We start from the raw sequence: 26,179 nt of genomic DNA on the forward strand, positions 1-26,179 counted from the left end.
GAATTTCAGGAGCAGGAACATCTTGAATTGTCTTTGAGTTTGTCGGCTATCACTTTTGCTTATCTTTTCAAACACACTAAATATAAACTATGTCGAGTATCAGGTTAAATAAAGTAGTTAAGGATTTGAACGTAGGACTTTCGACGGCAGTCGATTTTTTGCGAAAAAAAGGTCATGTTGTTGAGGAAAATCCCAACTTCAAGATTTCTGAAGATCAGTATACTATTCTTGTAAAAGAGTTTAGCAACGATAAGGACCTGAAAATTAAGTCAGAACGCGAAACTCAAATGCGCCAGGAGAAAGAAAAGGCTCAAACGATTACTGCTGCCGGTTACGAAGCTTCTGTGTCTAAAGATAAGCCCAAGGTTGAAGCGAAACCTGAACCGAAGTCTGCAACAGAGGAAATCAAGGTGGTCGTGTCGGATGAAATACGTCCTCATATTACCACTGTGGGGAAAATTGATCTGGATGCTCTTGATAAAAAAGCTGCACCGGCTCCTGCTACTCCCGCTCCTGAAAAGCAACCGGAACCAGTAGTGGAACCAGCTCCGGCTCCAGAACCTGAACCCAAACCTGTTGTAGAACAGAAACCTGAAAAAATAGAAGAGCCGGCTCCGGAACCTGTAGTTGTTCCTGAACCCGAATCTCCAAAAGCAGAACCGGTTGTGGTTGAAAAGAAAATTGAAGTTGAAGCCGTGAAAGAAGTGGCAAAAGAGCCTGTGGCTGAAGTAGTGAAGGTTGTTGAAAAACCTTCTGAAGATAATAGTCCCAAAGAGACTGCAGAACCGGAAGTGCAAAATGAAGGTGAAGTGTTCCAGTTGAGACCTACTGTAATAGAACAGAATATAAAGGTAGTTGACAAAATTGACCTTTCTGCTCTCAACCAGCAAACACGTCCGAAGAAAAAGTCAAAAGAAGAAAAACGGAAAGAACGCGTACAACGCGAACAACAAAATACGCCGAATAATCAACAACGTCCGGCAAATCCTTCGTCAGCATCTCCTGCGACTCAGCAAGGATCAGCGAATGCCGACCAGAGAAAAGAAAAACGGAAACGTATTCACAAAGAAAAAGTGGATCTTTCGAAACCGAATGTTCCACAAGGGAATAACCCTGCAAGACCAAATGATAACCGTCACAAAGGTCAGGGAAATATGCCCAAACGTCCTTTCAAACCGGAAGTGAACGAAGAAGATGTTCAAAAGCAGATCAAAGAAACGCTTGCCCGTTTGACAGAGAAAAAGATTAAAGGCTCAAAATATAGAAAAGAAAAGCGCGATAACGTTTCAGCGCGTCAGCAGGAACGTGAAGAAATGGAGCGCGACAGCGAAAATGTACTGAAGCTGACCGAGTTTGTAACGGTAGCAGAATTGGCAACCATGATGGATGTGCCTGTAACCAAAGTTATTGGTACATGTATGAATCTGGGCGTGATGGTGTCAATTAATCAACGTCTGGATGCGGAAACCATCAATATTGTTGCTGATGAATTCGGTTACAAAACAGAATATGTGAGTTCGGAAGTTATTGACGCTATCGCACAGGATCAGGAAGAAGACCGTGCAGAGGATATGGAAGCCCGTCCGCCTATTGTAACTGTGATGGGACACGTTGACCACGGTAAAACTTCATTGCTCGACCATATTCGTAAAGCCAATGTAATTGCCGGTGAAGCCGGAGGTATTACTCAGCATATCGGAGCTTACCATGTAACGCTGGAAAGCGGTCGTGAAATTACCTTCCTTGATACTCCTGGTCACGAAGCGTTTACCGCAATGCGTGCCCGTGGTGCTGCCGTTACCGATATTGCCATTATCATTGTTGCTGCCGACGATAGTGTGATGCCTCAGACAATTGAAGCAATCAACCACGCATCAGCCGCAAATGTACCAATGGTGTTTGCTATCAATAAAATAGATAAACCAGGTGCTAATCCTGAAAAAATAAAAGAAGCGCTGGCTAATATGAACTACCTGGTGGAAGACTGGGGTGGTAAATACCAGTCGCAGGAAATTTCGGCCAAAAAAGGCGTAGGTGTACACGAGTTGCTTGAAAAAGTGTTGCTCGAGGCAGATATGCTTGAATTAAGGGCTAATCCTAATAAACGTGCCACCGGTTCAATCATTGAATCGTCGCTCGATAAAGGACGTGGCTATGTGTCGACCGTTTTGGTAAAAGACGGAACGCTCAATATTGGCGATGTGGTTCTTGCCGGTACTCATTTTGGTCGTGTAAAAGCGATGTTCAACGAACGTAATCAACGCGTGACAAGCGTTGGACCTTCGGAACCAGTACTGATTCTTGGTCTCGACGGAGCTCCTCAGGCCGGTGATACATTCAATGTTATGCCGACAGAACAGGAAGCCCGTGATATTGCCAACAAACGTGAGCAGTTGCAACGTGAACAAGGTCTGCGTACCAGCCGTCACATTACACTGGATGAAATCGGTCGCCGTATAGCTATCGGTAACTTCCAGGAACTGAATGTGATTGTGAAGGGTGACGTGGATGGTTCTATCGAAGCACTTTCCGACTCGTTGATTAAGCTTTCTACCGAAGAAATTCAGGTAAATGTGATTCACAAAGCAGTGGGTCAGATTTCAGAATCGGATGTAATGCTTGCCGCAGCTTCAAATGCGATTATCGTCGGCTTCCAGGTTCGTCCTTCAATGGCCGCTCGTAAATTGGCAGAGAAGGAAGAAATCGACATCCGACTTTACTCGATCATCTATAATGCAATAGAAGAATTGAAAGCTGCTATGGAAGGTATGCTTTCTCCCGAAATCAAGGAAGAAGTGGTGGCTACCCTCGAGGTTCAGGAAGTCTTCAAGATTACCAAGGTGGGTTCTGTTGCCGGATGTATCGTGCGTGAAGGTAAGATTAAACGCGGAACCAAAATACGTCTTATTCGTGATGGTATCGTGGTGTTCAGTGGTGAGCTCGGCTCTTTGAAACGTTTCAAAGACGATGTCAAAGAAGTTGGTAATGGCTATGAATGTGGTTTGAATATAGCCAACTACAATGACATTAAGACGGGAGACCTTATCGAAGGCTACGAAGAAGTAGAAGTTAAGAAAACCCTCTGATTGTAACTAATTTAATTGCAGCATAAATAGACGGCTGCGGATGAAGACCTGAGTCGTTATCCGTGGCCGTTTTTTATATTAATACCGTTTTATGTCGACGTTGGATTGTTTTTTTCTTGTTTTGATGGGAGCCGGAATGATTTTCGGTTTCATAAAAGGAGCCTTTCGTTTGCTGGCAACTCTGGCCGGAATTGTGCTGGGCATCTATTTTGCCCGTTTCTTTTATCAACCGGTTGCTTCGTTTCTGGAAATGTTGTTGCACCTCTCTCCGAAGGTGGCATTGCCTCTTTCATTTTTTGTCCTCTTTGTGGGAGTAGGGCTGGGCTTGTATTTGTTGGGGAGAATGATGACCAAAGTGTCGAAAGCAGTTGCATTGTCATGGCTGAATCGTCTGTGTGGCGGAGCTATTGGTGTATTGCAGGTTGCCTTGGTACTGGGCGTTTTGATAAATTTATATTCGTCGGCGCACCATAAAGTGACCGGTAAAGAGGCCGAAAATGCCCCCGGATCGTTGCTCTATAAGCCCTTGAAACAGCTTCCGGATATCATTCTGCCATACATGGATTTTGACAAATGGAATAAGCCTCCGACGGTCGGGAAGAATGCAAACGATGCAGCTTCTGTGTCGTGAAAAAATGTTATTTTTCTGGGATTCCTTGCTAAAAATGAGTATCTTTGCACTCGTTAAATTCAAACACAATAAACAATAAATACTATGGTAAGCTACAAAGAATTAGGATTAGTAAACACGAAAGAGTTGTTTAAGAAAGCTATCGAAGGCAAATATGCTATTCCAGCTTTCAACTTCAATAACCTGGAGCAAATGCAGGCAATTATTGCTGCTTGTGTTGAAACAAAATCACCTGTGATTTTGCAGGTTTCGAGCGGTGCCCGTAAATATGCAAACCAGACCTTATTGCGTTACATGGCTCAGGGAGCTGTTGAATATGCAAAAGAATTGGGTTATGCAATTCCGGTTGTATTGCACCTTGATCATGGCGATAGCTTTGAATTGTGTAAAGATTGTATCGATATGGGCTTCTCGTCTGTAATGATCGATGGTTCACACTTCCCATACGAAGAAAATATTGCTTTGACAAAGAAAGTAGTAGAATATGCTCATGCTCATGACGTAACTGTAGAAGGTGAGTTAGGCGTGTTGGCAGGTGTTGAAGATGACGTTGTTGCAGAACACCACACCTATACTCAACCAGAAGAAGTAGTTGACTTCGTAACACGTACGGGTGTTGACTCTTTGGCTATCTCTATCGGTACTTCTCACGGTGCTAACAAATTTACACCAGCACAATGTACCCGCGATGCAAACGGTGTTTTGATCCCGCCTCCATTGCGTTTCGATATCCTCGAAGAAATTGAAAAACAAATTCCGGGATTTCCTATCGTATTGCACGGTTCTTCTTCTGTACCTCAGGAATATGTTGAAACTATCAATAAATTCGGTGGTGCATTGAAAGATTCTATCGGTATTCCAGAAGAACAATTGCGTCACGCAGCTTCTTCAGCTGTTTGCAAAATTAACATCGACTCAGATGGTCGTTTGGCTATGACAGCTGCAGTTCGTGAAGTTTTGGCAACAAAACCGGGCGAATTCGATCCTCGTAAATATTTAGGCCCAGCTCGCGATGAGTTGAAAAAACTCTACATGCACAAAACTGTTAACGTTTTGGGTAGCGCAGGTAAAGCGTAATTGACATTGACAATTTATTTATTTACGATTTACAATTTGCTCAGAGGTTGAAACTCTTTTAGAAAGCAGCAGACGAGCAGAGATTATTCGTAAATGGTAAATGTTGAAATAGTAAATCTGAAGAAAAGCCGTCTCGAAAAAGACGGCTTTTTTGTGCTTTCACTAACAAGAAATTATGCCTAATTTTGCAGGTAAAACAGACCATGACCGCTTTCCCACGTTTACATCCTGATTTTTTTAGAAGAGATGCCGTTACTGTTGCCCGGGAGTTGCTGGGTAGAACTATAGTGCGTCGCTTTGAAAACGGAGAAGAAAAACGTTTTGTTATTGTGGAAACCGAAGCTTACATCGGGGAAGAAGATCTGGCCTGTCATGCAAGTAAAGGGCGTACACCACGTACCGAAGTAATGTATCACGACGGAGGTAAAATTTACGTGTATTTGATTTACGGCATGTACTGGATGCTCAATTTCGTTACAGGAAACGAAGGCCATCCGCAAGCGGTACTTATCAGAGGTGTTGATAAGGTAATAGGTTCGGGCAGGGTAGGGCGTTTGTTGCAACTCGACAAATCATTTTATGGAGAAGATTTATGTATCTCGAACCGATTGTGGGTGGAAGATACACCGGTTATAGCCACTTTTGCTACAGCTCCTCGGGTGGGAGTGGATTACGCTAAAGAGTGGAAAGATATGGAATGGCGATTTATTGCCAATGATTGATGTGGTATAATAATCCGAAATGTTCAAGATAGAGTTTGAAATTTTGGAACTTTGAATTTATAAATTTATGGACAGTACAAGACAAGAAAAAATAGGACGGATGTTGCAAAAAGAGCTGAGCAGTATGTTTCTCGGCATTGCGCGCAACTATCCGGGAGTGATGATTACCGTTACCAATGTGCGGATTACCCCCGATTTGAGCATTGCAAAGGTGTATTTGAGTATTTTTCCGGGAGATAAGGCCGAATCAACGCTGGCGCTTATCAAGGAACATACTAAAACAATACGTTATGAATTGGGCGTAAAAATTCGCCATCAGATGCGTGTGGTTCCCGAACTGGCATTTTATTTGGATGATACGCTCGATTATCTTGAAAATATCGACAAGCTGTTAAAGAAATAGGTGAGCATCGAATATATTTAAATTTTCAAATCTCATATTCTCAAATTTAGATTTCTGTGAACTTAGCATTTCATATTGCCCGTCGTTATCTGTTTGCCAAGAAATCGCACAATGCGATTAATATCATTTCCGGTATTTCGGCAGGAGGTGTTTGCGTGGGCACAATGGCAATGATTTGTGTGCTTTCGGTGTTCAATGGTTTTGAAGGTCTTATACAACAGCTTTTCAGTGCTTTTGATCCTGATTTGAAAATTGAATTGGTGCAGGGAAAAGCCTTCGATACGCATACCAAAGAGTGGAATGCGGTACGCCAACTCAAGGATATTGCTTTTTATGACGAAGTAGTGGAAGATAATGCCATGCTTCGGTACAAAGACAAGCAATTGCCAGCAACCATCAAGGGTATTGGAACCCACTTTCAGGCAATGACAGCAATTGACAGTCTGCTTGTGTCGGGCAGTTTTGTGTTGAACGATGGCGTTTTTGAGAATGGTATTATGGGTGTGGGGCTTGCCGGTGCTCTGGGTACCGGTTCTAAAGCACTCGATCCGGTTTTGGTGTATGTGCCTAAACGTATTTCAGCAATTAATCTGGTGAACCCGGAAAATAGCTTCAATAGTGACAAGATCTTTGTCTCAGGTGTTTTTGCTATCAAGCAGGCTGCTTACGATGATAAATATTTTCTGGTTTCACTGCCTTTTGCACGTCGTATGTTTGATTATCCGGATAATGTTGCGACGTCGGTAAGTTTGAAGCTGAAGCCCGGAGTGGAGGCTGATGTTGTGAAGAAAGAGGTAAAGAATATTCTTGGCGATAAATTTTCGGTGTTGAACCGTTATGAACAGCAGAGTGACTATTTTCGTATTATGAAAATAGAAAAGTGGATGACTTATCTTATACTTTCTTTTATTCTGCTGATAGCCGTGTTTAATATTATCGGGTCGTTGTCTATGCTGATTATTGACAAAGAGAATGATATTCAGACCCTGCGAAATTTAGGAGCAGACAATCGATTAATACAACGAATCTTCCTGTTGGAAGGCTGGATGATCTCCGTGGGTGGTGCTTTGCTGGGTGTTGCGCTTGGTGTTATTCTTTGCTTAGGTCAGTATTATTTCGGATGGATCAAATTGCAGGGATCAGGTTTTATTATCGATTCTTATCCGGTGGAAGTGGTTTGGACGGATCTTGCTGTCGTGCTTGTAACGGTAAGTGTGATGGGATTTTTAGCGGCGCTTTATCCGGTACGTTACCTGAGAAAGAACTTGCTTGAAAAAGTGAGATAAACGAGCAAAAAAATATGATAATAAAGAAGGATGTCTTGCAGAAGACATCCTTCTTTGTGTTTTAGAGTTTAATGGTATCTATTGCCCGTTGCACTCGGTTAAGTGTTTCTTCTTTCCCTATAATAGCTGTCAGGTCGAAAATGTGAGGCCCTTTTGATTCTCCAACCAATGCAATACGGAAAGCATTCATCACATCGCCGGTTTTGTATTCCCTGGTGGCGATCCATTCCATTACTTTTGCTTCAGAGTCGGCTTTATCGGTTACAAAGTTGTCCAGTGTTTCAATGAAGACCGACAATTCGGTGAGTTGTTGCGCAGTAAATGGTTTCCAGCGTTTTTGAACGGATTTCTCGTCGTAACTTGTCGGAGCAATAAAGAAATAAGAGGTTGTGTCCCACAATTCACTGATAAAGTTGATGCGCTCGCGCATAAGGACGATTACGTTTGAGATAGTTTCGTTAGTTGCTTCTACTCCTTTTTCTGCTAAAATTGTCTTGAATTTAGCTGCAAGTTCTTCAATCGGTTTTAGTTGCAGGTACTGGTGGTTGAACCATTTCCCTTTTTCAAAATCAAATTTGGCACCACTCTTGCTGCAACGTTCCATCGAAAATTCTTTGATAAGCTCTTCCATCGAGAAAATTTCCTGATCGGAACCGGCATGCCATCCTAGCAATGCCAAAAAGTTGATAACCGCTTCGGGTTCGTAGCCCGTTTCGCGATAACCGCTCGAAATGTCGCCTGTTTTCGGGTCTTTCCATTCCAATGGGAATACAGGGAAACCAAGACGGTCGCCGTCACGTTTGCTGAGTTTTCCGTTGCCATCGGGTTTGAGCAGTAGAGGCAGGTGGGCAAATTGCGGCATAGAATCTTCCCATCCTAGTGCACGGTAAAGCAATACGTGTAGCGGAGCCGAAGGTAACCACTCTTCTCCACGGATAACGTGCGAAATCTCCATCAGATGGTCGTCCACTACGTTGGCAAGGTGGTAGGTCGGCAGGTTGTCGGCCGATTTGAAGAGTACTTTGTCATCCAGAATCGATGAGTTAATAACTACTTCACCGCGGATCAGGTCCTGTACATGTACTTCTTCGTTCGGCTCTATTTTAATACGGACAACATACTGTTTGCCTTCATTTATGCGGCTTTGAACTTCTTCTGCAGATAAAGTCAGAGAATTTTGCATCATGCCACGGGTAGAAGCATCGTATTGAAAATTCTTGATCTCGTTGCGCTTGGCATCCAATTCTTCGGGAGTGTCGAATGCAATATAAGCTTTGTCGTCGTTCAGTAACTGATCAACATATTTACGGTAAATATCTTTGCGTTCGCTTTGACGGTAAGGCGCATGGGGACCTCCCTGTTTCACTCCTTCGTCGATCTTGATGCCCAGCCATACCAGCGACTCTTCGATGTAGGCTTCCGCTCCGGGCACGAAACGGTTCGAGTCAGTATCTTCGATGCGGAGAATCATGTCTCCGCCGTTTTGTTTGGCAAAAAGATAGTTGTATAACGCGGTACGCACCCCTCCGATGTGGAGCGGACCTGTGGGGCTAGGTGCAAAACGAACTCTTACTTTCATTTGTATGGTGTTTATTATATGATTGACTGTGTAATTACCTGTTTTATATTGATTTAATTGTTGTTTTTGGTGTTTCAAACAGACCTGCAAAGATAACAAAAAGGGTTGACCCCCGAAAGATTTACCTCTCTATATCATTTGCTAATTTGTCGGCATGTTTTGGATAAATATCATGGAAATAGGTATTGGTCAGGCAATCCAATATGTTTTATGAAATTATGATACGAAAAATGTATCTTTGCATGACGATTTTCAAGCAGTCGCCGGGCTGATCTTGTTGGATAAACGTTCTTCTTATTTGTCCTGAGTTATGAATCATCTACTGTATGTATTGTTGACAAATGCATTGGCAGCCTCCTGTCTGATTTTTGCAATCATATTTATTACACTACCATTGCCACCAAATGCAGGATTGAAGAACTATCGCATCTCTTTGCGCATATTGTTTGTCGCTTATGTTGCTTCCGCTTTTATTGCGGTTGTCGATAAAGTATTGGTGAATGTATTGTCAATGATACTTCTTTCCATGTGCTCTTTTCTGATCTTGCTGTTTTCAACGGCGTTGATCAATTTGTTGCATCCGGAACGAATCACCCGAAAGTTTATACTCATACATATTTCGCCTCTTGTATTCCTCAATCTTTTGTATTGGATCGGAGCAATAAAATTTGGTAATCCCATGCTTGGAAGTTTGTCTCAGGTGATGCAGAATTTGATTCATCCTCAAATTTTAATCCGGATTGCCACTTGGCTGATGTGTGTGACGCAACTAGTCTATTTTGGTCGTTCTTTTAAGAAGGAAGCAACATTGTATAACTCCCGGCTGGACGAGTGTTTTTCTGAAAATATGAAGCTGCATTTACCCTGGGTTCGCATTTGTTATGATGGAGCCCTGTTGCTTGGAGGATATGCGTTGGTCATAAGTTTAGTCAATTCACCGGTTGCGTTGATGACTTTCTTTTCAGTTCTTGCTGTTTTCTTTATTGTGTTTGGGGTATGTTATATTCAATATCCCCGCACGTACGTGCAGATTGAACAGGTGTTTCATCCATTGACGCCGGAAATTGGTCAGGTTCCAAAACAACGACATTCCTGGGGAAAGCTAAAAAAACAGGTGCTGGATCAGAAATATTATTTGGCACCTAGTGTAAGTATAGAAGAAATGGCGCAGCTGCTCCAAATTGGCCGGACGACATTGTCCGGGTTTATCAACAAGGAAGAAGGGGTGAATTTTAATGCATGGGTAGGGTCGTTGAGAATAGAAGAAGCAATGCGGATTTTTCGGGAAAACCCACAGCTTTCCATTGCTCAGGTGTCTGAATTGGTGGGTTACAGTGAACCCTCAAATTTTAGCCGTCAATTTAAAATGATAACCGGTGTTTCTCCTTCCGAATGGTACCGTCAGAGACAGCAATCGTTGTAAAACAGAATTCTATCGTTTGACAATCAAATCTTGTTTTTTTGTGTTTTTAGGCAAACTTATCAATTTTGATGGTGGTTTTGTATGAATTGATAAATGAGCATATGTGCAAAAAGCGTACTTTTGTCATCGAAAATTGAACGATATTTCAAAAGAGGCATTCGAACCAAATGTCTTTTGGAAAATAGAAATTTTTGAATCTAAAGAGAAAAATGAAGTGTATGGCCAACCTCAGAAGTTAATTCTGAAGGTTGGTCTTTTTTTTATGAAATGATCAATACAATTTAGATTGCAACCTGAATCATTTTGTTTGGAGAGTAATAGCTTTTGTGTTCTTGTTGCAAGACGTAACCTCGTTTTGTTGCATGGATATTTCTCTGTTCCAGACTAGGCGGGTATATCATGAGCTAAATTTATCTCAATGATAAAAGTAGAAAAACAAAAAGGGTTGACCGTGAGGCCAACCCTTTTCTATATAGTTTTGATAAGCTTAGATTGATAGTGTATGTAGCACGTCCATCAGGCTTGAATTGACAGGTTTTTCGTCCTTGATGGCTTTGATAAACGGAACGTAAACGATTTCGTTGTTCACGATACCAATCATTACATTACGTTGGTCAGCTAACAAGGCGTCTACCGCAGCAGTTCCCATGCGACTTGCCAATACACGGTCGTTGGCCGTGGGAGATCCTCCGCGTTGAATATGGCCGAGTATGGTGACGCGGCAATCGAATTCGGGATGAGCCTGCTTAACTTTGTCGGCAACAGCCATAGCTCCGCCGGTAATGTCGCTTTCGGCAACCAATACAATACTACTGTTTTTTGATTTACGGAAGCCTTGTTCAATCAACTGAGTCAACTGGTCGGTGCTGGTGGTGATTTCCGGGATGATGGCGGCTTCAGCTCCGGAAGCAATAGCTCCGTAAAGAGCGAGAAATCCTGCATCGCGTCCCATTACTTCTATAAAGAAAAGACGTTCGTGCGAACTGGCAGTGTCACGTATTTTGTCGACAGCTTCCACAACAGTGTTTAATGCTGTATCGTAACCGATCGTGTAGTCGGTTCCGTAAAGGTCATTGTCGATGGTGCCGGGGATACCAACGATGGGTATGTCATTGTAGATTTGTCCGAAGATACGTGCTCCGGTAAAGGTTCCGTCTCCTCCAATTACTACTAATGCGTCGATCTCTTCGCGCTTAAGAGTCTCGTAAGCGGTCTGCATTCCTTCGTCGGTTTTAAATTCCATGCTTCGTGCCGACTTGATGATGGTACCTCCCTGTTGGATAATGTTACTTACATCCTGAGTCTGAAACTCTTTTATCTCTCCTGAAATAAGACCTTTATAACCGCGATAAATCGCTTTTACACGGATGCCATGATAGATGGCTTTACGAGTTACTGCCCTGAGTGCAGCATTCATGCCAGGGGCATCGCCTCCCGAGGTAAGTACCCCGATACATTTTAGTTGATACATGACCGTTTTGATTTAATCGTTTGTTACACTTGCAATCTTTTCTAATTCTTTGGCAACTTCTTCCATCAGCCATTTGGGTGTGGAAGTGGCCCCACAGATTCCTACTGTGGTTACGCCCTTTAATAAAGACGGAGTGATATCTTCAGGGGTAGATATTAGATGTGAGTTGGGGTTAACAGCTTTGCATTCGTCAAACAGAGCTTTGCCGTTTGAACTTTTTTTGCCGCTCACGAAAAAGACTATGTCGTGTCGTACGGCAAAGGTACGAATATTTGGAATACGATTTGATACCTGACGGCAAATTGTATCGTAAAATTCAAAGGAAACGGACGGATTAATTTTCTTTTTGATAGTTTCTACCAGTTTGTTGAACCCTGCGATTGATTTTGTGGTTTGAGAGAAAAGACAAATGTTTTTGTTCAAATCCACACGGTCGAGGTCTTCAATATGTTCTACCACGATAGCGCTGTTTTCTGTTTGTCCAACCAGACCGTTTACCTCTGCATGTCCGATTTTTCCGTAAATGACAATTTGCCAATCCTCTTTGGGATGGGTTTCGTAAGCATTCTTGATGCGTTGCTGCAATTTCAGCACTACCGGACAGGTGGCGTCAATCACCTGAATGTTATTAGCTTTTGCGGCCAGATAGGTGGCCGGGGGTTCACCATGTGCACGAAAAAGAATACGGGTATTCTTTAATTTGGAAAATTCTTCGTGTTCAATAGTCCTTAAACCCCTTTTGCTGAGACGTTCTACTTCGCTGCCATTGTGTACGATATCTCCCAGACAAAATAGGGAGTCATCTTTGTCCAGTTCCTGTTCGGCTTTGGTAATGGCATTGACAACCCCAAAGCAAAATCCGGAACCGGAATCCATTTCTATTTTTATCATTGTATTATTCTGTTAGTAAATAAATCGGAACCGTCTCTTAATGTTAATGAATTTGCCTTTTCATGCAATCGAATTCAACGAGAGAACTTGTTTCCATACGGTTTGGAATGAGCGCTTTTGCACTCTAAACTTGTGCAAAATTAACACACAACGCACAAAAATGAGCATACACATCCACATTTTATTGATTATCTTTGCGTAGCTTTTTAATATTTTGTAAAATCAGTCAGTGTGTTGATACTGACGGTTCAAACAACAAATCATTCATTATGCTTACAATAAAGAATTTACATGCCAATATAAACGGAAAAGAGATTTTGAGAGGAATTAACCTGCAAGTTAACGAAGGCGAGGTTCATGCTATCATGGGACCGAATGGTTCGGGCAAAAGCACCCTGTCAGCTGTACTTACGGGTAATCCATTGTTTACTGTTACCGAAGGAGAAGTGATTTTTAACGGGAAAAACCTGTTGGAGATGGCTCCTGAGGATCGTTCACGCGAAGGAATCTTTCTTAGTTTTCAGTATCCGGTCGAAATTCCGGGTGTCAGCATGACCAATTTCATGCGTGCGGCTATCAACGAACATCGCAAATATAAAGGAATGGATCCTATCTCGGCTTCAGATTTTCTCAAACTGATGCGCGAGAAGAAAGAGTTCGTGGAATTGGATAGCAAACTGGCTAATCGTTCGGTAAACGAAGGATTTTCGGGTGGGGAAAAGAAACGGAACGAAATCTTTCAGATGGCAATGCTTGATCCGAAACTCTCTATTCTGGATGAAACGGATAGTGGTCTTGATATTGACGCCCTCCGCATTGTGGCAAGTGGCGTAAACAAGTTGAAAACCGATCATAATGCTTGCATCGTGATTACTCATTATCAACGTTTGCTCGATTATATCAAACCAGATATTGTGCATGTTTTGTACAAAGGACAGATCGTGAAAACAGCTGGTCCGGAACTGGCGCTTGAGCTGGAAGACAGAGGTTACGACTGGATCAAACAGGAAATTGATGCCCAGTAGTCATTGACAATTTAATCATTTACAATTTGCGATGCGGCCGGTTTTATGAATCGGACTTTATTCTTAAATTGTCAAATCCCCAAATTTTCAAATTAAACTTATGTCAATAGAACAATCCTATATAGAACTATACAAGGAACACCATGCCGACCTTAAAAAGCCTTGCGCCGATGTGTTGAATGCCGGTCGTGATGAAGCTTTTACCCGTTTTGAGAGCCTGGGGTTTCCAACCACCCGCAACGAAGATTATTTGTATACCGATTTGGGTAAAGCATTTTCGGTCGATTACGGTTTGAATCTGAATCGTCTGTATATCCCGGTAGCGTTTCGTTGCGATGTGCCAAGTATCAATGGCTATCTCTATTATGTAGTCAACGATAGCTTTTACGCAACCCAGCAACAGCCGGAATTACCTGAAGGTGTAATTATCTGCGGATTGAATGAAGCTGCACAAAAATATCCCGAACTGGTAGGCAAGTATTACAATCGTCAGGCTGCAAATGCGAAAACCGCAACAATGGCATTTAATGAAGCTTTTGTTCAGGACGGTTTTTTTATGTACGTGCCGAAAGGAGTAGTATTGCCCAAGCCCGTTCAATTGGTGGATATTATGCGTGCGGATGTTGACTTTATGGCCAACAGTCGCAATCTTGTCATCATTGAAGAAGGTGCAAAAGCTCAGCTACTCGAATGTGCACACACGCAGGATCCGGTACAATTCCTGTGCAATCGCGTTACCGAAGTCTTCGTGGGAGAAAATGCCTCATTTGAATATTATTCGTTAGAAAATACGCATAACAAAACGACCAATATCAGTTCGTTAATGGTAAAGCAGGAAGCTTCGTCGAATGTTTTGATTAATGCGGTTACACTTCACAACGGGCTTACCCGCAATAATGTGCAGGTGGATCTGGATGGTGAAAATGCCGAAGTAATGCTTTGCGGTATGGCTATTGGCGATAAAAATCAGCAGGTGGATAATTTTACGCTGATTAATCATAACTCGCCGCATTGTCGTAGTCACGAATTGTTCAAATATGTGCTGGACGATTCAGCTGTCGGAGCTTTTGCCGGAAAGATTTACGTTGCTCCGGGCGCTCAGAAAACAGAAGCGTTGATGACCAACAAGAACCTGTGTGCAACACCTACTGCTAAAATGAAAGCCAAACCACAACTTGAAATTTATGCAGACGATGTGAAATGTTCCCATGGTGCAACGGTAGGACAATTGGATGAAGCAGCACTCTTCTATATGCGTTCCAGAGGTATTTCGGTAAAAGAAGCCAAATTGTTACTCAAGTTTGCTTTTGCTGCTGACGTGATTGAAAATATTCGCATCGATGCGTTGAAAGACCGGATTCACTTGCTGGTTGAAAAGCGATTCAGGGGAGAACTTTCCAAATGTGCCGGTTGCGTCATTTGCCAATAAAATAGGTTCATATTATCTCATAATAAAAGCCCGTGATTAAGGACACAATCCTGTAATCACGGGCTTTTTTGTTGCTATAGAGCAGAATTGATTTCAATCCGGCAAATCTGGCTCGGAAGTTGAAGTTCAATTAGCGGAATATTGCTTGTCGTCGTTCGTACGATGTGACAGTAAATATGATGGCTGCGGCGATGGTGCAAGTGATAACCGGTAATATCCACCATCCTAAAGTATCCAATATTGCCATGAAAACGCGGAATACCCGATAATAGTTACCAGTAAGGATTACAGTTAGCGTGCTGATGATTCCAAATATCCACACTAAGCCCGGGGTGCGTTGTTTTTCCGGCAGACGATGGATTACCTTGTCGGAAAATCCTTTGTCGGCAACATCCATCTTGTGTTCTGCAAAAAACTGTTGCAATTGTTTATCGTTCATGTTCGTCATTTTTGTCTGTCTTTTTATTGCAAATGGTGTGCCAGTTTGGTTTTGCCGGCAGAAACATACGATTTGAGAGTTCCCAGTGGGCATTTCATTACTTTTGCTGCCTGGGAGTGGCTCATTCCCTCCATGTAACAGAGTAGGATCGCCGTTCGTTCTTCCTGACGCAATTTACGCAAAGCATCGTAAAGATCGCTTTTTTCAGCCGAAAAATCGTTGTCGACAGAATGCCATCGGTCTACTTCGTCCAGAGAAGTTTCGTTTTGATGCTTTTGGGTACGTACTGAATCATAAAATACGTTGTAAGCAATGCGAAACAACCAGGTGGAGAAACCCGAAAGCCCTTGAAACGACTTCAGCTGTAAATATGCCTTGATAAATGTTTCCTGCGCCAGATCGTCACTCAGAGATGAATCGCCCATCGTCAGGTTCAGAAAGAACCGGCGAATAGGCGATTGATATTTTCTGACAAGCGGATCGAAAGCATCTTTGTTGCCAAGCAACGTGACTTGCATGATCCACTTCAGGTCATCCGCGTTACTCATCTTTAGCCGAGTTCGCTTTGTCTTTCTTTTCTACAAAGTAACTGATCATGTAGGCAATTCCTATAAATAAAGGGATTAACCCGAAGCCCCAGGGAGAATGTTGACCCATCAGAAAGATACCTCCGATTGAGATTCCCAAGCCGGCGCCTATCCAGATCGCACCTTTCAGAAAATGACTTTTGGGTTCTTCTTCAGGACGGCGGAAGAAGCTTTCAGGGAGGTCTTTGCCTGCTTCAAGCGCTTTTTCATACAGTTGAATCATGCGTAACTCTTTCATACGTTTGTTGCGAACAACAAAGAATACAATGAGGATAGCAGTCAGGAAAGGCATTAAGGAAATTAATACGATTCCTGCACTGGTTAGTTTTGGCTCATCATTGTCGTACGAATGTCTTTTTTCATTTTCATAAAGCTGTTCAGAGGCTTGTTCCTGACGTTGTTCGTCATTGATCGCCTGATCGCTTTTATTTGCCTGATATATACTGTCTTTAATTGCTGCGTCGGTGCTTGTGGAAACCGGAGTAGCATTTAAGCTGAATACAGCCAATAAGGTAAATAATAATAGAAATCCAAGTTTTTTCATAATAGTAATCTTTTGAGGATGGAACTTTTACTCATTAGACGTAATTCAATGTCGGTTTGGATGAGCAGTGGTGATTTTTTTTGAAAATAATTTTATTGCAATAATGCAACCGCTTTTTTCTTGAATTCCGTAGGTGTAATTCCTTCCCGTTTAGAAAATACGCGGGTGAAGTATGATTTTTCGTTGTAGCCGACTTCGAAACCAATTTCGGATATGGTCTTGTCGGTACTGACGATTAATTGCTTGGCTTCTATTAATTTCCGGTCTTCGATAATTTCAGATACACTTTTGTCGAATACCGAACGGCAGATCAGGTTCAGATTGCGTGCTGAGGTGTTGAGTTGATCTGCATAAAACTGTACACTTTCAGCTTGTTTGTAATTAGTTTCAACCAGCTTGAGAAATTTGTCGAAAGTAGAAATGTAGCTGTTACTGGCCGTTTTTGACTCTGCTATTTGTAGTGTATGATCGGAATCTATTTGGATCAATAGTGCAAGTAAAAGATGTTTTATTACTTGATAGCGTGGAGGATTGGCCGTGAAATCCTCATAAATAAGTGAGCATAAGGTGTCGAGTCGATTATGACACGTGTGTTGAGGAAGTGAATAATGAATGGTGTCGGCAAAATTGGAATAAAAATGGAAGCTACTTTGAGGTGCAAATTCATTCTGATATTGTATGAGCCAGCCGCGGGTTTGCAGGTCGGGCATAAACTGATGAATTTTCCCTTTGGAAACGTAAATAATAGCAGGCGACAGGATCGTCTGTTTCCTGAAATCAATAAAATGTTCGGGCGTGCCCTCCAGTAAAACGATCAGTTCTTCGTATTCATGCCGGTGAGGAGCCGGAGGATCTTTTACAATCTCACCGATGGTTGCGGCATCAAGCTTGTATATCAGGAATGGTTTATCCATGAGAATATAGTCAAATCCGGCACCTTATTCAGATGCCGGATTGTTGTTCATAATAAAACTGTTTTTAATTGTTCCGAATGCTCTTTTGTGTTTACTTTTTCAATGACATGGGTTATCACTCCTTGTTCGTTAATGACGAATGTGGTGCGGACAATGCCCATGTATTTTCGTCCGTACATGCTTTTTTCAGCCCATACTCCAAATGCAGAAGCCAACTCTTTTTCTGTGTCTGCTAAAAGAGTAAAGTTCAGACTGTATTTGGCAATGAATTTCTGATGTGATGAGGGACTGTCGGGACTCACACCAACGATCTGATAACCCTGTTGGGCCCATTCGTCCAAACCATTATTCAGACTGCATGCTTCGGCGGTACATCCCGAAGTATTGTCTTTGGGATAAAAATATAAGATAGTCTTTTTGCCAATCAATGAACTTGTGCTGAATGGTTCTCCGTTTTGATCCTGTAAAGTTACAACAGGCAATTTATCTCCTTTTTGTAGCATAATAGTAGTGTTTTTAAGTAAAAAAATAACCGTTTCGGATTTTACCGCAAACGGTTACAAATATACTATATCGGGCACAGGTTTTACAACAATAATTAAGCAAAAATGTTGGGTGGACTGGTTAGAAATACCAGTCGCGTTGATTGTCACAACTACCGCAAATAGAACTGGTCTTGTTTGGAATGCGGTATTCCAGCATAAATTCATGCGTTCCTGATTGGTTTGTATTCAGTTTAAAATCATAATCGTAAGAATAGCCAATCCGGAAATTACTTGTGATGTTGACGCCTAAAAGTAATGATAATTGTTGGGTCGTTCGGTAACTAAGTCCAATGTCGAAAAGCTCACGGGGGCCATCCGAAAGGCCGGTGGGGCGCTTAAACCGTATCATGGAGTTGGCTTCAAGCACTGTCAGGTTGTTTCTGTTTGCGATTTCAGAACCAAAACTAAAATTAAAATATTCAGAGTTGGTGTTTTTGTAAATAGCGTATAAGTACCTGTGATTAGTGTTTTGAAATAAATTGCTGTTTTTTGAAATGGCAAAAAGGTGCGTGGTCGATAATCCCAATATGAGGTATTTGGTTTGAATTTCTATCCCGAAGTTGGCATCCGGTTTGTAAGTCGTCAGATCAGAATAAACCAGTGTCGGGTCGGTAGTGTCTGTCGGATCGTATTTGGATCCGTTTATAGTCCGGGCAAAAAGTCCCGCCGACAGCCCCAGAGCAATAGACCAGGAGTCGAGATCTTCATTGGGAGACATACGGTATGCGTAGGTAACCGTAGGATTGAGTACGTTGGTTAATCCTATGTTATCGTTGATGACGGAAATGCCAAAAGCAGAACGCAGGTCATGAATGTATTCCGAAGCCTGTACGTTAATGACAGTGGGAGCCCCGCTGATGCCTGTCCATTGATGCCGAACATTACTGAAAAGGTATAAGTATTCCGTTTTGGCAATTGAAGCCGGATTGTAATTGGCTCTGTTGTTCCAATGGGTAGTCATACTAATGTCAGCCTGTGCAAATGCAAAACTGCTATGAAATATAACCATAAGGGAAATTGACGTAACCAGTAAAAATCTCTTCATATTCTCTTATCGGATTAAGGTGATGTACCCTTTGATTGTTTGTTTCTGATTGTTATAATCAGTGTAATGTATAATGTAAAAATAAGTGTCCGGTTCCAATCTCTTCCCTTTGTAGGAACCGTCCCAACCATTACTTTCCTTTGTTCCTGAATAAACCAAAATGCCGTAACGATCATAAACGTCCATTTCGTAATTGGGCATAAAGTAATCGTTGTACTCGTCTCCGTTTGGTGTAAATACATTCGGAACAAACGGCTCTAAAAGAATTGACGTTGTTCCTGAATTTGTGCAACCGTAGACGGTGTCACTGTCTTTGAGCGCTATTGTATAAAGAGCTGACGGTAGATTCTGGTTATAGTAGTGAATAACTGAATTGCCCGTCGATACACCAGTGTTGTCTCCAAAAGTCCAGTTGTATAATACGCTTGGCTCCTGGTTGATGGAGCATGAGACTAAGTTTCTCTTAGAATTTATGGTGTTTGGTGAGACTGTGAAATTTATCAAAGGTAATACTTTTTCTTTGACATTGTACGGGGAGGTTCGGGAACAGCCCCATTTGTCAGTTGCGATAACGGTGTAAGTGCCAGCTTTGTTGGTGGTTATAGTGTCAGTTAAAGCTCCATTGTTCCATCGATACGTGAGTGGCGTTTTTGCAATGCCTGTCTGTTTGTTCATGTTTACATACCAACCGGAAGCGTATAGTTTTGTGCTATCGCCCGTACAAAACCAGTTATGTCCCTGAATTGAATCCATCCATTCGCTTTCGTCTGAAATGGTGGTGTAATGTTTGTTGGATGTGCAGTTATGCGTAGAGTCGTATCCTTTTACCCAGTAGGTTCCTGCCGGTAGACCCGATTTGATACTGTCAATATTAAACGTGCCGGGATTAGTACTCCATTCATACGTCCAGGCACCGCTAGCCCTTAGTTTTCCGGTTGAACTGCCAATGCAGATCGAGTCTTGATCGGCTTTGAGGCCGACCAGATCGGTGTTTATTGATTCAACATCTTTTATTGTGTCGATCGAACAGGTAGATGGAGGATTGTATACAATAAGTTTTACCGGGTGATGCCCCGACGTGGTATAGTGATGTATGTGTGTGCCTGATATTGTGTCGTTCGTGCCATCTCCATAATCCCACCGAAAAGCAAGTCTACCGCGATTTGTTGTCGATTGGTTTGTGAATTCTACGTTATTGTCTGTACACGTGCCAACCATTTTTGCGGTGAAAGAGGCAACTGGTTTGTATTTCAGAATAGTTGTGGAAAGAGAGTCTATACAGCCGGTGGCCGACCGCATAATGCAATGATAAATTACACTATCTTTTCCACTCATTGGCACGGCAAGCGTTGATAGGGTTGTGTCTGTGTTTGCTACCTTGTTTGTATTTACATCACGCCATCGATAACTCTCGAATCCGGTCGGAGCTGTTAATCTTGCCGTGTCGGAAGATCCACAAAAGTCGGTAGAGATTTTCATCGGCTGATAGTCGGCTACAAAATAGACATAGCCAAAATGAAATCTTCCGGTACAGTCGGTGGACATAAATTCGAGTGTGATGGTTTGTCCTTTATAAGCCGAAAGATCAGCTCCAACAGTAGTCCAGTCTCTCCATTGGATTTGAGGCGCAATTGAAAGGATTGAATTAGTGGAGGTATAATTTTGGAATCCTTTAACCGTATTGCTTGAAGAGTACACATCATAGTTTGTGCAAGTGTTGATTTCATTGCCAGATGAATCGTAAAGGGTGAGTTTGAAGCGGGGTTCCACTAATGCGGAATGGTCAGATGCATATTGCAATACACAGGCAAATTTCATTATAAGGAGGGCATTGGTCGAATCTACAGCTAATTTGTATTGCAATTTTTGTTGCCAGCATCTAAATCCCATGTTGTTTCCTTGAGTTACATCAGCAGATGTAATAACATCGCCTAATCTTGCTGAATATTTATAACCTTTGGGAATAATCTTTAGTAAATATCCTACTGTTGGATCATATGCTGTAGTATCTGACATGATTACCTGTCTTCTGCTGTTTGGTAAAGCTACCTGCACCCAAGGAGTGTTGCTGGTTGGTACATCAGTGCTGTAAACTCTTGTGTATCCAGTCCATCCGGTAAAGTTTCCGTTCTCAAATCCAAGGTTAATCAGATTGGAATTTGCACCGAATAAACCTAACGAGATAATTGTTAAACAGACTATAAGTCCAATTATGAGATAGTGCCGTTTTTTCATGCTATTGGGAGTCTTTGGTTCAATGAAAGCAGATCGCGTTTATATTATGAATCTGCCCGTGTGACAGGTAAATGATTAGTTTTTACAGTTTTTGTGAATCGCTGTAAAGAGGGCACGTTTACAGCTTTTTATCTGGTTAACTATTAACTGATAATTTAAAACTCACCAAAGGGTTGTATTATTGTTTGTTGTTGTGTAAAAAATAAATTTTTATTATCGGACTAAGGTTACAAAACCTTTAGCCGTACGTAACTGGTTTTGGTAATCGACATAATGCAGCACGTAAAAATAAGTGTCAGGATCCACCTTGATGCCTTTGTATTTACCATCCCAACCTTCACTGTCCTTGTTTCCTTTGTATAACAATATGCCATGCCGGTCAAATATTTCAAGGTCATAATTTGGCATGAAATAATCATTGTGCGAATCTCCGTTGGGCGTAAATACATTAGGGATAAAAGGTTCCATGATGATACTTTGGCTTGCTTGGCTTCTACATCCATAAATATTGTTGATGGCCGTAAGCATAATATCGTACTTGCCAATCCCGCTATTCCCTGAATAATAGTGAGTAAACAGAACTCCCTTTTCAGTAGTTTTGTCCCCCATGTCCCAATCATAAGTCATGTCATCGTTTTCCGGAGTAATGGAACACACCACCTGATTGTGTTTGGTGTTGATAATTGCCGGGTCAATGCTGAAAGATGTGGATGGAAGCGGTATCTCTTTAATATCATCAGACCACGAAAGCTGACACCCTCTCTTGTTGGTCGCAATGACCTCATATTTGCCGGGTTTGCTGATGGTGATAGACGGGTTGTTTGGTTTTTGTGAATTCCATAAATAGGTTATTCCGTCGCCTGATGCAACAAGAGTGGTGCTGTCTCCGGTACAGAAAAAGGGATCTCCACATACATCTAAATTCCAGATTGGTTCTTCCGTAATCTTGAGTGGTATTCTTGTGTTGCAAACCTCGTTTTTTGCGTAGCCGATTAGTTCTATTGTTCCTCCGGGGCTTCCTACCAGCAATGAGTCTTGGGCGCCTGTCATAGAACCATCTATCTGAATCCATTTGTAATGATCGGCGCCATAACCTTTAAGGGTTGTCGTAAGATTCGGACAATAGGTGGTGTCACCTTTTATTCCGATTAATGGCGGATAAAAAATCTCAATCATCGTATCTTTGGATGCCGTGCAGGTAGATGGAAAGCTGGTAATTTTGAGGCTTATCTTTTGCATTCCGGATGTGGAAAAGGTATAGGTAGTATCGGCTGCAGCCGAAGTCTTTCCATCTCCAAAATCCCATTGATATGAAAGGGTTGCGGAGGTGTCGGAAGGATGAAGCGCGTCCGCTACCGAATTGTTTGTGAATTTGACAGTGTTGGTTTGGTTTGTGCAGCCTGTTGTTGTGAATTTGAAGTCGGCAATTGGTTGTATTCTTTTTATGGTGGTGGATAAGCTGTCGTTGCATCCGGCTTCGGTTGTGAAAATGCAGGAGTATATTTCCCCTTCTTTGGCGTTGGGAACTTTACATTCATAATTTGATCCGATTATATTGCCATTGTGTTTCCATGTGTAAGATTTGAATCCATCTGGTGCTGTCAGGGTGGCATCTTCGTTGTTTCCACAGAATTTTGTAGTAATATATAATGGCTGTGAATCCACTACAATGTATGCATAGCCGAAATGTCCTCCCGGGGTACAATCCATTGTGGTAAATTTAATCGTGACGTCTTGTCCTTCCATCTCTTTTAGGTTGGCAGATATTGCTTTCCAGTCACGCCATCTGACAATTTGTTGTGTTGTGGGTAGCGTAACTTGTTGCATGTTGTCAAGTGTCAATGTGTTTTCGTCAAATTTGTTGCAAAAATTTGGAATTTCTTTTCCGGTTTTGTCTAAAATAGAAATGATGAAGCGCGGCATTTGTTCTTCAGTGTGTGTCGATTGTGTTGGTTTCGGCATTTCAAGCACAACTGCAAATTTGATGGTAAGTAATTCGTTCGAAGGGTTGACATTAAGCGTATATTCGAGACTTTGATCTCTCCCATTAGGGCTTCCATTCTTGTAAGACCCAAGTCGGGCACTGTATTTATAGCCAGAAGGAATGGTTTTTAATTGGCTGTTTGTGTAAAGGTCGTAGGCGGTTTGGTCTGACATGAGGACAATGCTGGGGTCATTGGGGAGAGTTACTACAGTTGGAGTCGTTTTGACACCACCGTTTGAAGTATAATAAATCCAAGTTTTACCTGTCCAGCCTGTAAATCCGTTTTCAAAGCCAATGTTTTTTAAGTTTGGATTTGTAGCAGAAAGAAAATTGGATAAAAATAAAAATAAAAAAAGGATGCTTCCCTTAGTCGATTTTGGCAGAATCATGAACCGTGCATATAAATAGATGCACAAAGTTAAGTTTTTTGTTAGATTCGACAAATCAACACGAAAATATCTTTTTTATTGTCAGTAAAATGACGTTTATCGTACCAACATGACACAGCCTTTTTTGATTTGTGCAATATTGTTGGTGTCAATATATCGTAAAAGGTAGAAATAAGCATCAGGATCCAGTTTCGTTCCTTTGTAAGTCCCGTTCCACCCCTGATTGCCATTGTAGATAAGAATTCCGTTGCGATCGTAGATCTGAAGGTCGTAGTTCGGCATAAAGGTATCATTGTACCCATCATTATTCGGAGTGAAAACATTGGGGACTTTCAGGTCGAGTACGATGTTTTTTGTGAACGAATTAGCACAACCATACTGGTCGACAGCATTTAGAGTAATAGTATACCCTGTGCCGGAATTCGATACATTGTATTTGTGTGTAAATGTGGAGCTGTTGGTAACGGTGCCATCCCCAAGTAGCCATTCATAATTAATATCGTCTTTTGTGGTAATGTCGCCTGATATAACCGGGTTTCGCAGGTCTAATTTATCCGGTGTTAGTCTGAAGTTAACTTCCGGCAATGGAATTTTGGAAACATGCATTGAAGTTTGAGCCTTGCATCCGTTTTTGTTGGTTCCGGTAACAATGTAGGTGCCTTCCGTGTTGATTGTAATTGTTTGTGATGAGCTTCCATTGTTCCATTGATAAGCTGCTGCTCCCGAGGCAGTAAGAGTGGTAGTCGCATTTGCGCAAAACAATGAGTCGCCGGTTATGCCTGGTTTCCACTCGCTTTCTTGCAGCACTTCTGTGGAAACTACATCTGATTTGCATCCTTCGGTTGTAATTCCGGTGACAGAGTAAATTCCTGCTGCAGAAACATTTATTGATTGCGATGTTTCGTTTGTGTTCCATGTGTAAGTGTCAGCTCCTTTCGCTGTTAGAATAGTGGAGTTGCCGCGACACAATATTTTTGATCCTGTAATAGAAACTGTTGGCAATGTTTTTTCTTTAACTTTTACGAATGCCGTGTCTTTGGATCCGTTTTCTTTCCAGCCTACGACGAAGAATGAGCCGCTCTTGGATATGCGAATCGATTGGGTTGTTTCGCCGGTGCTCCAGTGGTATCTGATTCTTCCATTGGCTGTTAGGGTTGTGTTTTGGCCGTGACAGAATGATGGATCGCCATTAATAGAGAGAGGAACAGCTGGTTTATCGTCGATATCTAAGCTTTGGCTGCTCCTGCATCCGGAGGGTGATGATACAATTTCTAATGTTATGTGGTGTATCCCGGCAGAAGTGTATGTATGTGTGGGATTTGGGTCGAAGGAAGAGGTGCCATCTCCAAAATTCCAGGTAAAGTCAGAGATCGTTCCGTTACTAGTAGTAGAGGTGTTGATGAATTTGTAAGTCCTGTTTTGAGCATCAAGCAATAAACATTTAAAGGATGCATTGGGAGTCGTTCTTACTATTGAGGCGGAAAGCTCAACCTGACAACCCATAACGGAGTTGAAAGAACAGTTGTATTGATTTCCAAGTGTGGCATTATTTACCGTGAGAACCCGGCCTTTAATATTGCCGGGTGTCCATACATAGTCGGAGAAGCCTTCGGGAGCTTCAAGCCGGGCATCAGTGTCGTCTTTACAATAATTGACGGATATCTGCATCGGGTGACATTCTGCCACGAAGTAGGCATAACCAAAATGTCCTTGTTTGGTGCAATCTTCAGAGGTGAAAGTGAGGGTTACTTTCTTTCCGTAAAAAGGCATGAGATTTGCGGCAGCTGTTGTCCAGTCTCTCCATACAATCATCGTTACATTGTCAGAGTCGCGTGAAAATCCGTCAGGATAATAATTCTGAAACCCGGGGATGTGTTCAGCCGCATTAACGTCATACTGACTGCAGGACGATATGATATTTCCGTCCTGATCTTCCAGTGTGATTTTGAAACGCGGTTGTTCATCAGCCAGATGGTCATGTAAAGGATCCTGTAAGACTACGGCAAACTTCCAGATAAAAAGAGCATTTGTAGAATCTACAGTCAAAGTATAAGATAAACTTTCTGATAAGCAACCATTGACGGCGTCTCCGAGGCGAGCAGAATGTGTATGTCCCGGAGGTACGATCTTTAGCTTTCCTCCGGTATTGTTGTCGTATGCTGTAGTGTCCGACATAATCGTATGCCGTCCCGGCTCAATGCCGGTTGCCGGATTGAGAATTTCTGTGTAGAAATGGAGCCAGGTCTTACCTGTCCAGTTTGTGAAATCTCCTCTCTCAAAACTAAGATTGTCGCAATTGTTAGCAATTGCGAACATATTTTGATTCAGGAAACACAACAGAACAATGACAATGGAACAAATAAATTTGTTCATCTATATAGAGTTAAATTACAGCCTTACAGTTGATTAAGTGTAATGTGCGGATCTCGTAAGAGTGTATGATTCCTACAAGACCATACACGGCTCGAAACAGG

Annotated in this window: 21 protein-coding genes; 9 read left to right on the top strand and 12 right to left on the bottom strand. The window is 42.1% G+C overall.

The features are described 5' to 3' along the window. Positions 1-89: 89 nt before the first annotated feature. From infB to F8N35_RS02565, 6 genes are all read left to right on the top strand, one after another. Positions 90-3,086 (top strand): translation initiation factor IF-2, encoded by a 2,997-nt coding sequence (gene infB / locus F8N35_RS02540; RefSeq protein ID WP_293049778.1) that lies wholly within the window; start codon positions 90-92, stop codon positions 3,084-3,086. Between the two features lie 91 nt (positions 3,087-3,177). Continuing rightward, positions 3,178-3,717: a CvpA family protein gene (locus F8N35_RS02545; RefSeq protein WP_293049779.1), complete on the top strand. Its 540-nt coding sequence runs from the start codon at positions 3,178-3,180 to the stop codon at positions 3,715-3,717. A gap of 84 nt (positions 3,718-3,801) precedes the next feature. Next, complete coding sequence (locus tag F8N35_RS02550) at positions 3,802-4,794, top strand: class II fructose-bisphosphate aldolase (RefSeq protein WP_068701061.1); 993 nt, start codon at positions 3,802-3,804, stop codon at positions 4,792-4,794. Positions 4,795-4,997: 203 nt separating this feature from the next. After that, a complete protein-coding gene (locus tag F8N35_RS02555) occupies positions 4,998-5,516 on the top strand; it encodes a DNA-3-methyladenine glycosylase (protein ID WP_293049780.1) in 519 nt (172 codons plus the stop codon). Positions 5,517-5,583: 67 nt separating this feature from the next. Continuing rightward, positions 5,584-5,919 carry a 30S ribosome-binding factor RbfA gene (gene rbfA, locus F8N35_RS02560; RefSeq protein WP_293049781.1) on the top strand — a complete coding sequence of 112 codons (336 nt, stop codon included), beginning with the start codon at positions 5,584-5,586 and terminating at the stop codon, positions 5,917-5,919. Between the two features lie 56 nt (positions 5,920-5,975). Then, entirely contained in the window at positions 5,976-7,205 is a 1,230-nt protein-coding gene (locus tag F8N35_RS02565; protein ID WP_293049782.1) for an FtsX-like permease family protein, read from the top strand. A 61-nt stretch (positions 7,206-7,266) separates the two neighbouring features. Here the strand turns inward: F8N35_RS02565 and gltX are convergent, their stop codons facing one another. Next, on the bottom strand, positions 7,267-8,784 hold the full coding sequence (gene gltX / locus F8N35_RS02570; RefSeq protein ID WP_293049783.1) for a glutamate--tRNA ligase: 1,518 nt from the start codon (positions 8,782-8,784) through the stop codon (positions 7,267-7,269). A 310-nt stretch (positions 8,785-9,094) separates the two neighbouring features. Here gltX and F8N35_RS02575 point away from each other — a divergent pair, with 310 nt between their 5' ends. Further along, on the top strand, positions 9,095-10,207 hold the full coding sequence (locus F8N35_RS02575; RefSeq protein WP_293049784.1) for an AraC family transcriptional regulator: 1,113 nt from the start codon (positions 9,095-9,097) through the stop codon (positions 10,205-10,207). Between the two features lie 487 nt (positions 10,208-10,694). Here F8N35_RS02575 and pfkA read toward each other — a convergent pair whose 3' ends face one another. Together pfkA and F8N35_RS02585 are read right to left on the bottom strand one after the other, a co-directional pair. Next, positions 10,695-11,678, bottom strand: a complete 984-nt coding sequence (gene pfkA / locus F8N35_RS02580) for a 6-phosphofructokinase (RefSeq protein WP_293049785.1) — start codon at positions 11,676-11,678, stop codon at positions 10,695-10,697. Positions 11,679-11,690: 12 nt separating this feature from the next. Beyond that, positions 11,691-12,569: a 4-hydroxy-3-methylbut-2-enyl diphosphate reductase gene (locus tag F8N35_RS02585; RefSeq protein WP_293049786.1), complete on the bottom strand. Its 879-nt coding sequence runs from the start codon at positions 12,567-12,569 to the stop codon at positions 11,691-11,693. A gap of 269 nt (positions 12,570-12,838) precedes the next feature. Between F8N35_RS02585 and sufC the strand changes: the two genes are divergently transcribed. Both sufC and sufD read left to right on the top strand, forming a co-directional pair. After that, entirely contained in the window at positions 12,839-13,594 is a 756-nt protein-coding gene (gene sufC / locus F8N35_RS02590) for a Fe-S cluster assembly ATPase SufC (RefSeq protein ID WP_068701053.1), read from the top strand. Positions 13,595-13,694: 100 nt separating this feature from the next. Beyond that, positions 13,695-15,023, top strand: a complete 1,329-nt coding sequence (gene sufD, locus F8N35_RS02595) for a Fe-S cluster assembly protein SufD (protein ID WP_293049787.1) — start codon at positions 13,695-13,697, stop codon at positions 15,021-15,023. Between the two features lie 130 nt (positions 15,024-15,153). Here sufD and F8N35_RS02600 read toward each other — a convergent pair whose 3' ends face one another. The 9 genes from F8N35_RS02600 to F8N35_RS02640 all read right to left on the bottom strand — a co-directional run bounded on the left by F8N35_RS02600 (position 15,154) and on the right by F8N35_RS02640 (position 26,021). After that, entirely contained in the window at positions 15,154-15,462 is a 309-nt protein-coding gene (locus tag F8N35_RS02600) for a DUF5056 domain-containing protein (protein ID WP_293049788.1), read from the bottom strand. Positions 15,463-15,485: 23 nt separating this feature from the next. Then, entirely contained in the window at positions 15,486-16,010 is a 525-nt protein-coding gene (locus F8N35_RS02605) for a sigma-70 family RNA polymerase sigma factor (protein WP_293049789.1), read from the bottom strand. Beyond that, positions 16,003-16,593, bottom strand: coding sequence for a DUF6249 domain-containing protein (locus tag F8N35_RS02610; protein ID WP_293049790.1), 591 nt, complete (start codon positions 16,591-16,593; stop codon positions 16,003-16,005). Before F8N35_RS02610 ends, F8N35_RS02605 begins: the two co-directional genes overlap by 8 nt. Positions 16,594-16,685: 92 nt before the next feature. Next, positions 16,686-17,507: a helix-turn-helix domain-containing protein gene (locus F8N35_RS02615; protein WP_293049791.1), complete on the bottom strand. Its 822-nt coding sequence runs from the start codon at positions 17,505-17,507 to the stop codon at positions 16,686-16,688. Between the two features lie 47 nt (positions 17,508-17,554). After that, entirely contained in the window at positions 17,555-18,013 is a 459-nt protein-coding gene (gene bcp / locus F8N35_RS02620) for a thioredoxin-dependent thiol peroxidase (RefSeq protein WP_293049867.1), read from the bottom strand. A gap of 118 nt (positions 18,014-18,131) precedes the next feature. After that, complete coding sequence (locus F8N35_RS02625; RefSeq protein WP_293049792.1) at positions 18,132-19,097, bottom strand: PorP/SprF family type IX secretion system membrane protein; 966 nt, start codon at positions 19,095-19,097, stop codon at positions 18,132-18,134. Between the two features lie 6 nt (positions 19,098-19,103). Then, positions 19,104-21,332: a T9SS type B sorting domain-containing protein gene (locus tag F8N35_RS02630; protein ID WP_293049793.1), complete on the bottom strand. Its 2,229-nt coding sequence runs from the start codon at positions 21,330-21,332 to the stop codon at positions 19,104-19,106. 213 nt (positions 21,333-21,545) lie between these two features. Continuing rightward, positions 21,546-23,705, bottom strand: a complete 2,160-nt coding sequence (locus F8N35_RS02635; protein WP_293049794.1) for a PKD domain-containing protein — start codon at positions 23,703-23,705, stop codon at positions 21,546-21,548. 96 nt (positions 23,706-23,801) lie between these two features. Then, positions 23,802-26,021 carry a PKD domain-containing protein gene (locus F8N35_RS02640; RefSeq protein ID WP_293049795.1) on the bottom strand — a complete coding sequence of 740 codons (2,220 nt, stop codon included), beginning with the start codon at positions 26,019-26,021 and terminating at the stop codon, positions 23,802-23,804. Between the last annotated feature and the right edge of the window lie 158 nt (positions 26,022-26,179).

The organism is Paludibacter sp., from assembly GCF_009712605.1.
Classification (GTDB): domain Bacteria; phylum Bacteroidota; class Bacteroidia; order Bacteroidales; family Paludibacteraceae; genus Microbacter.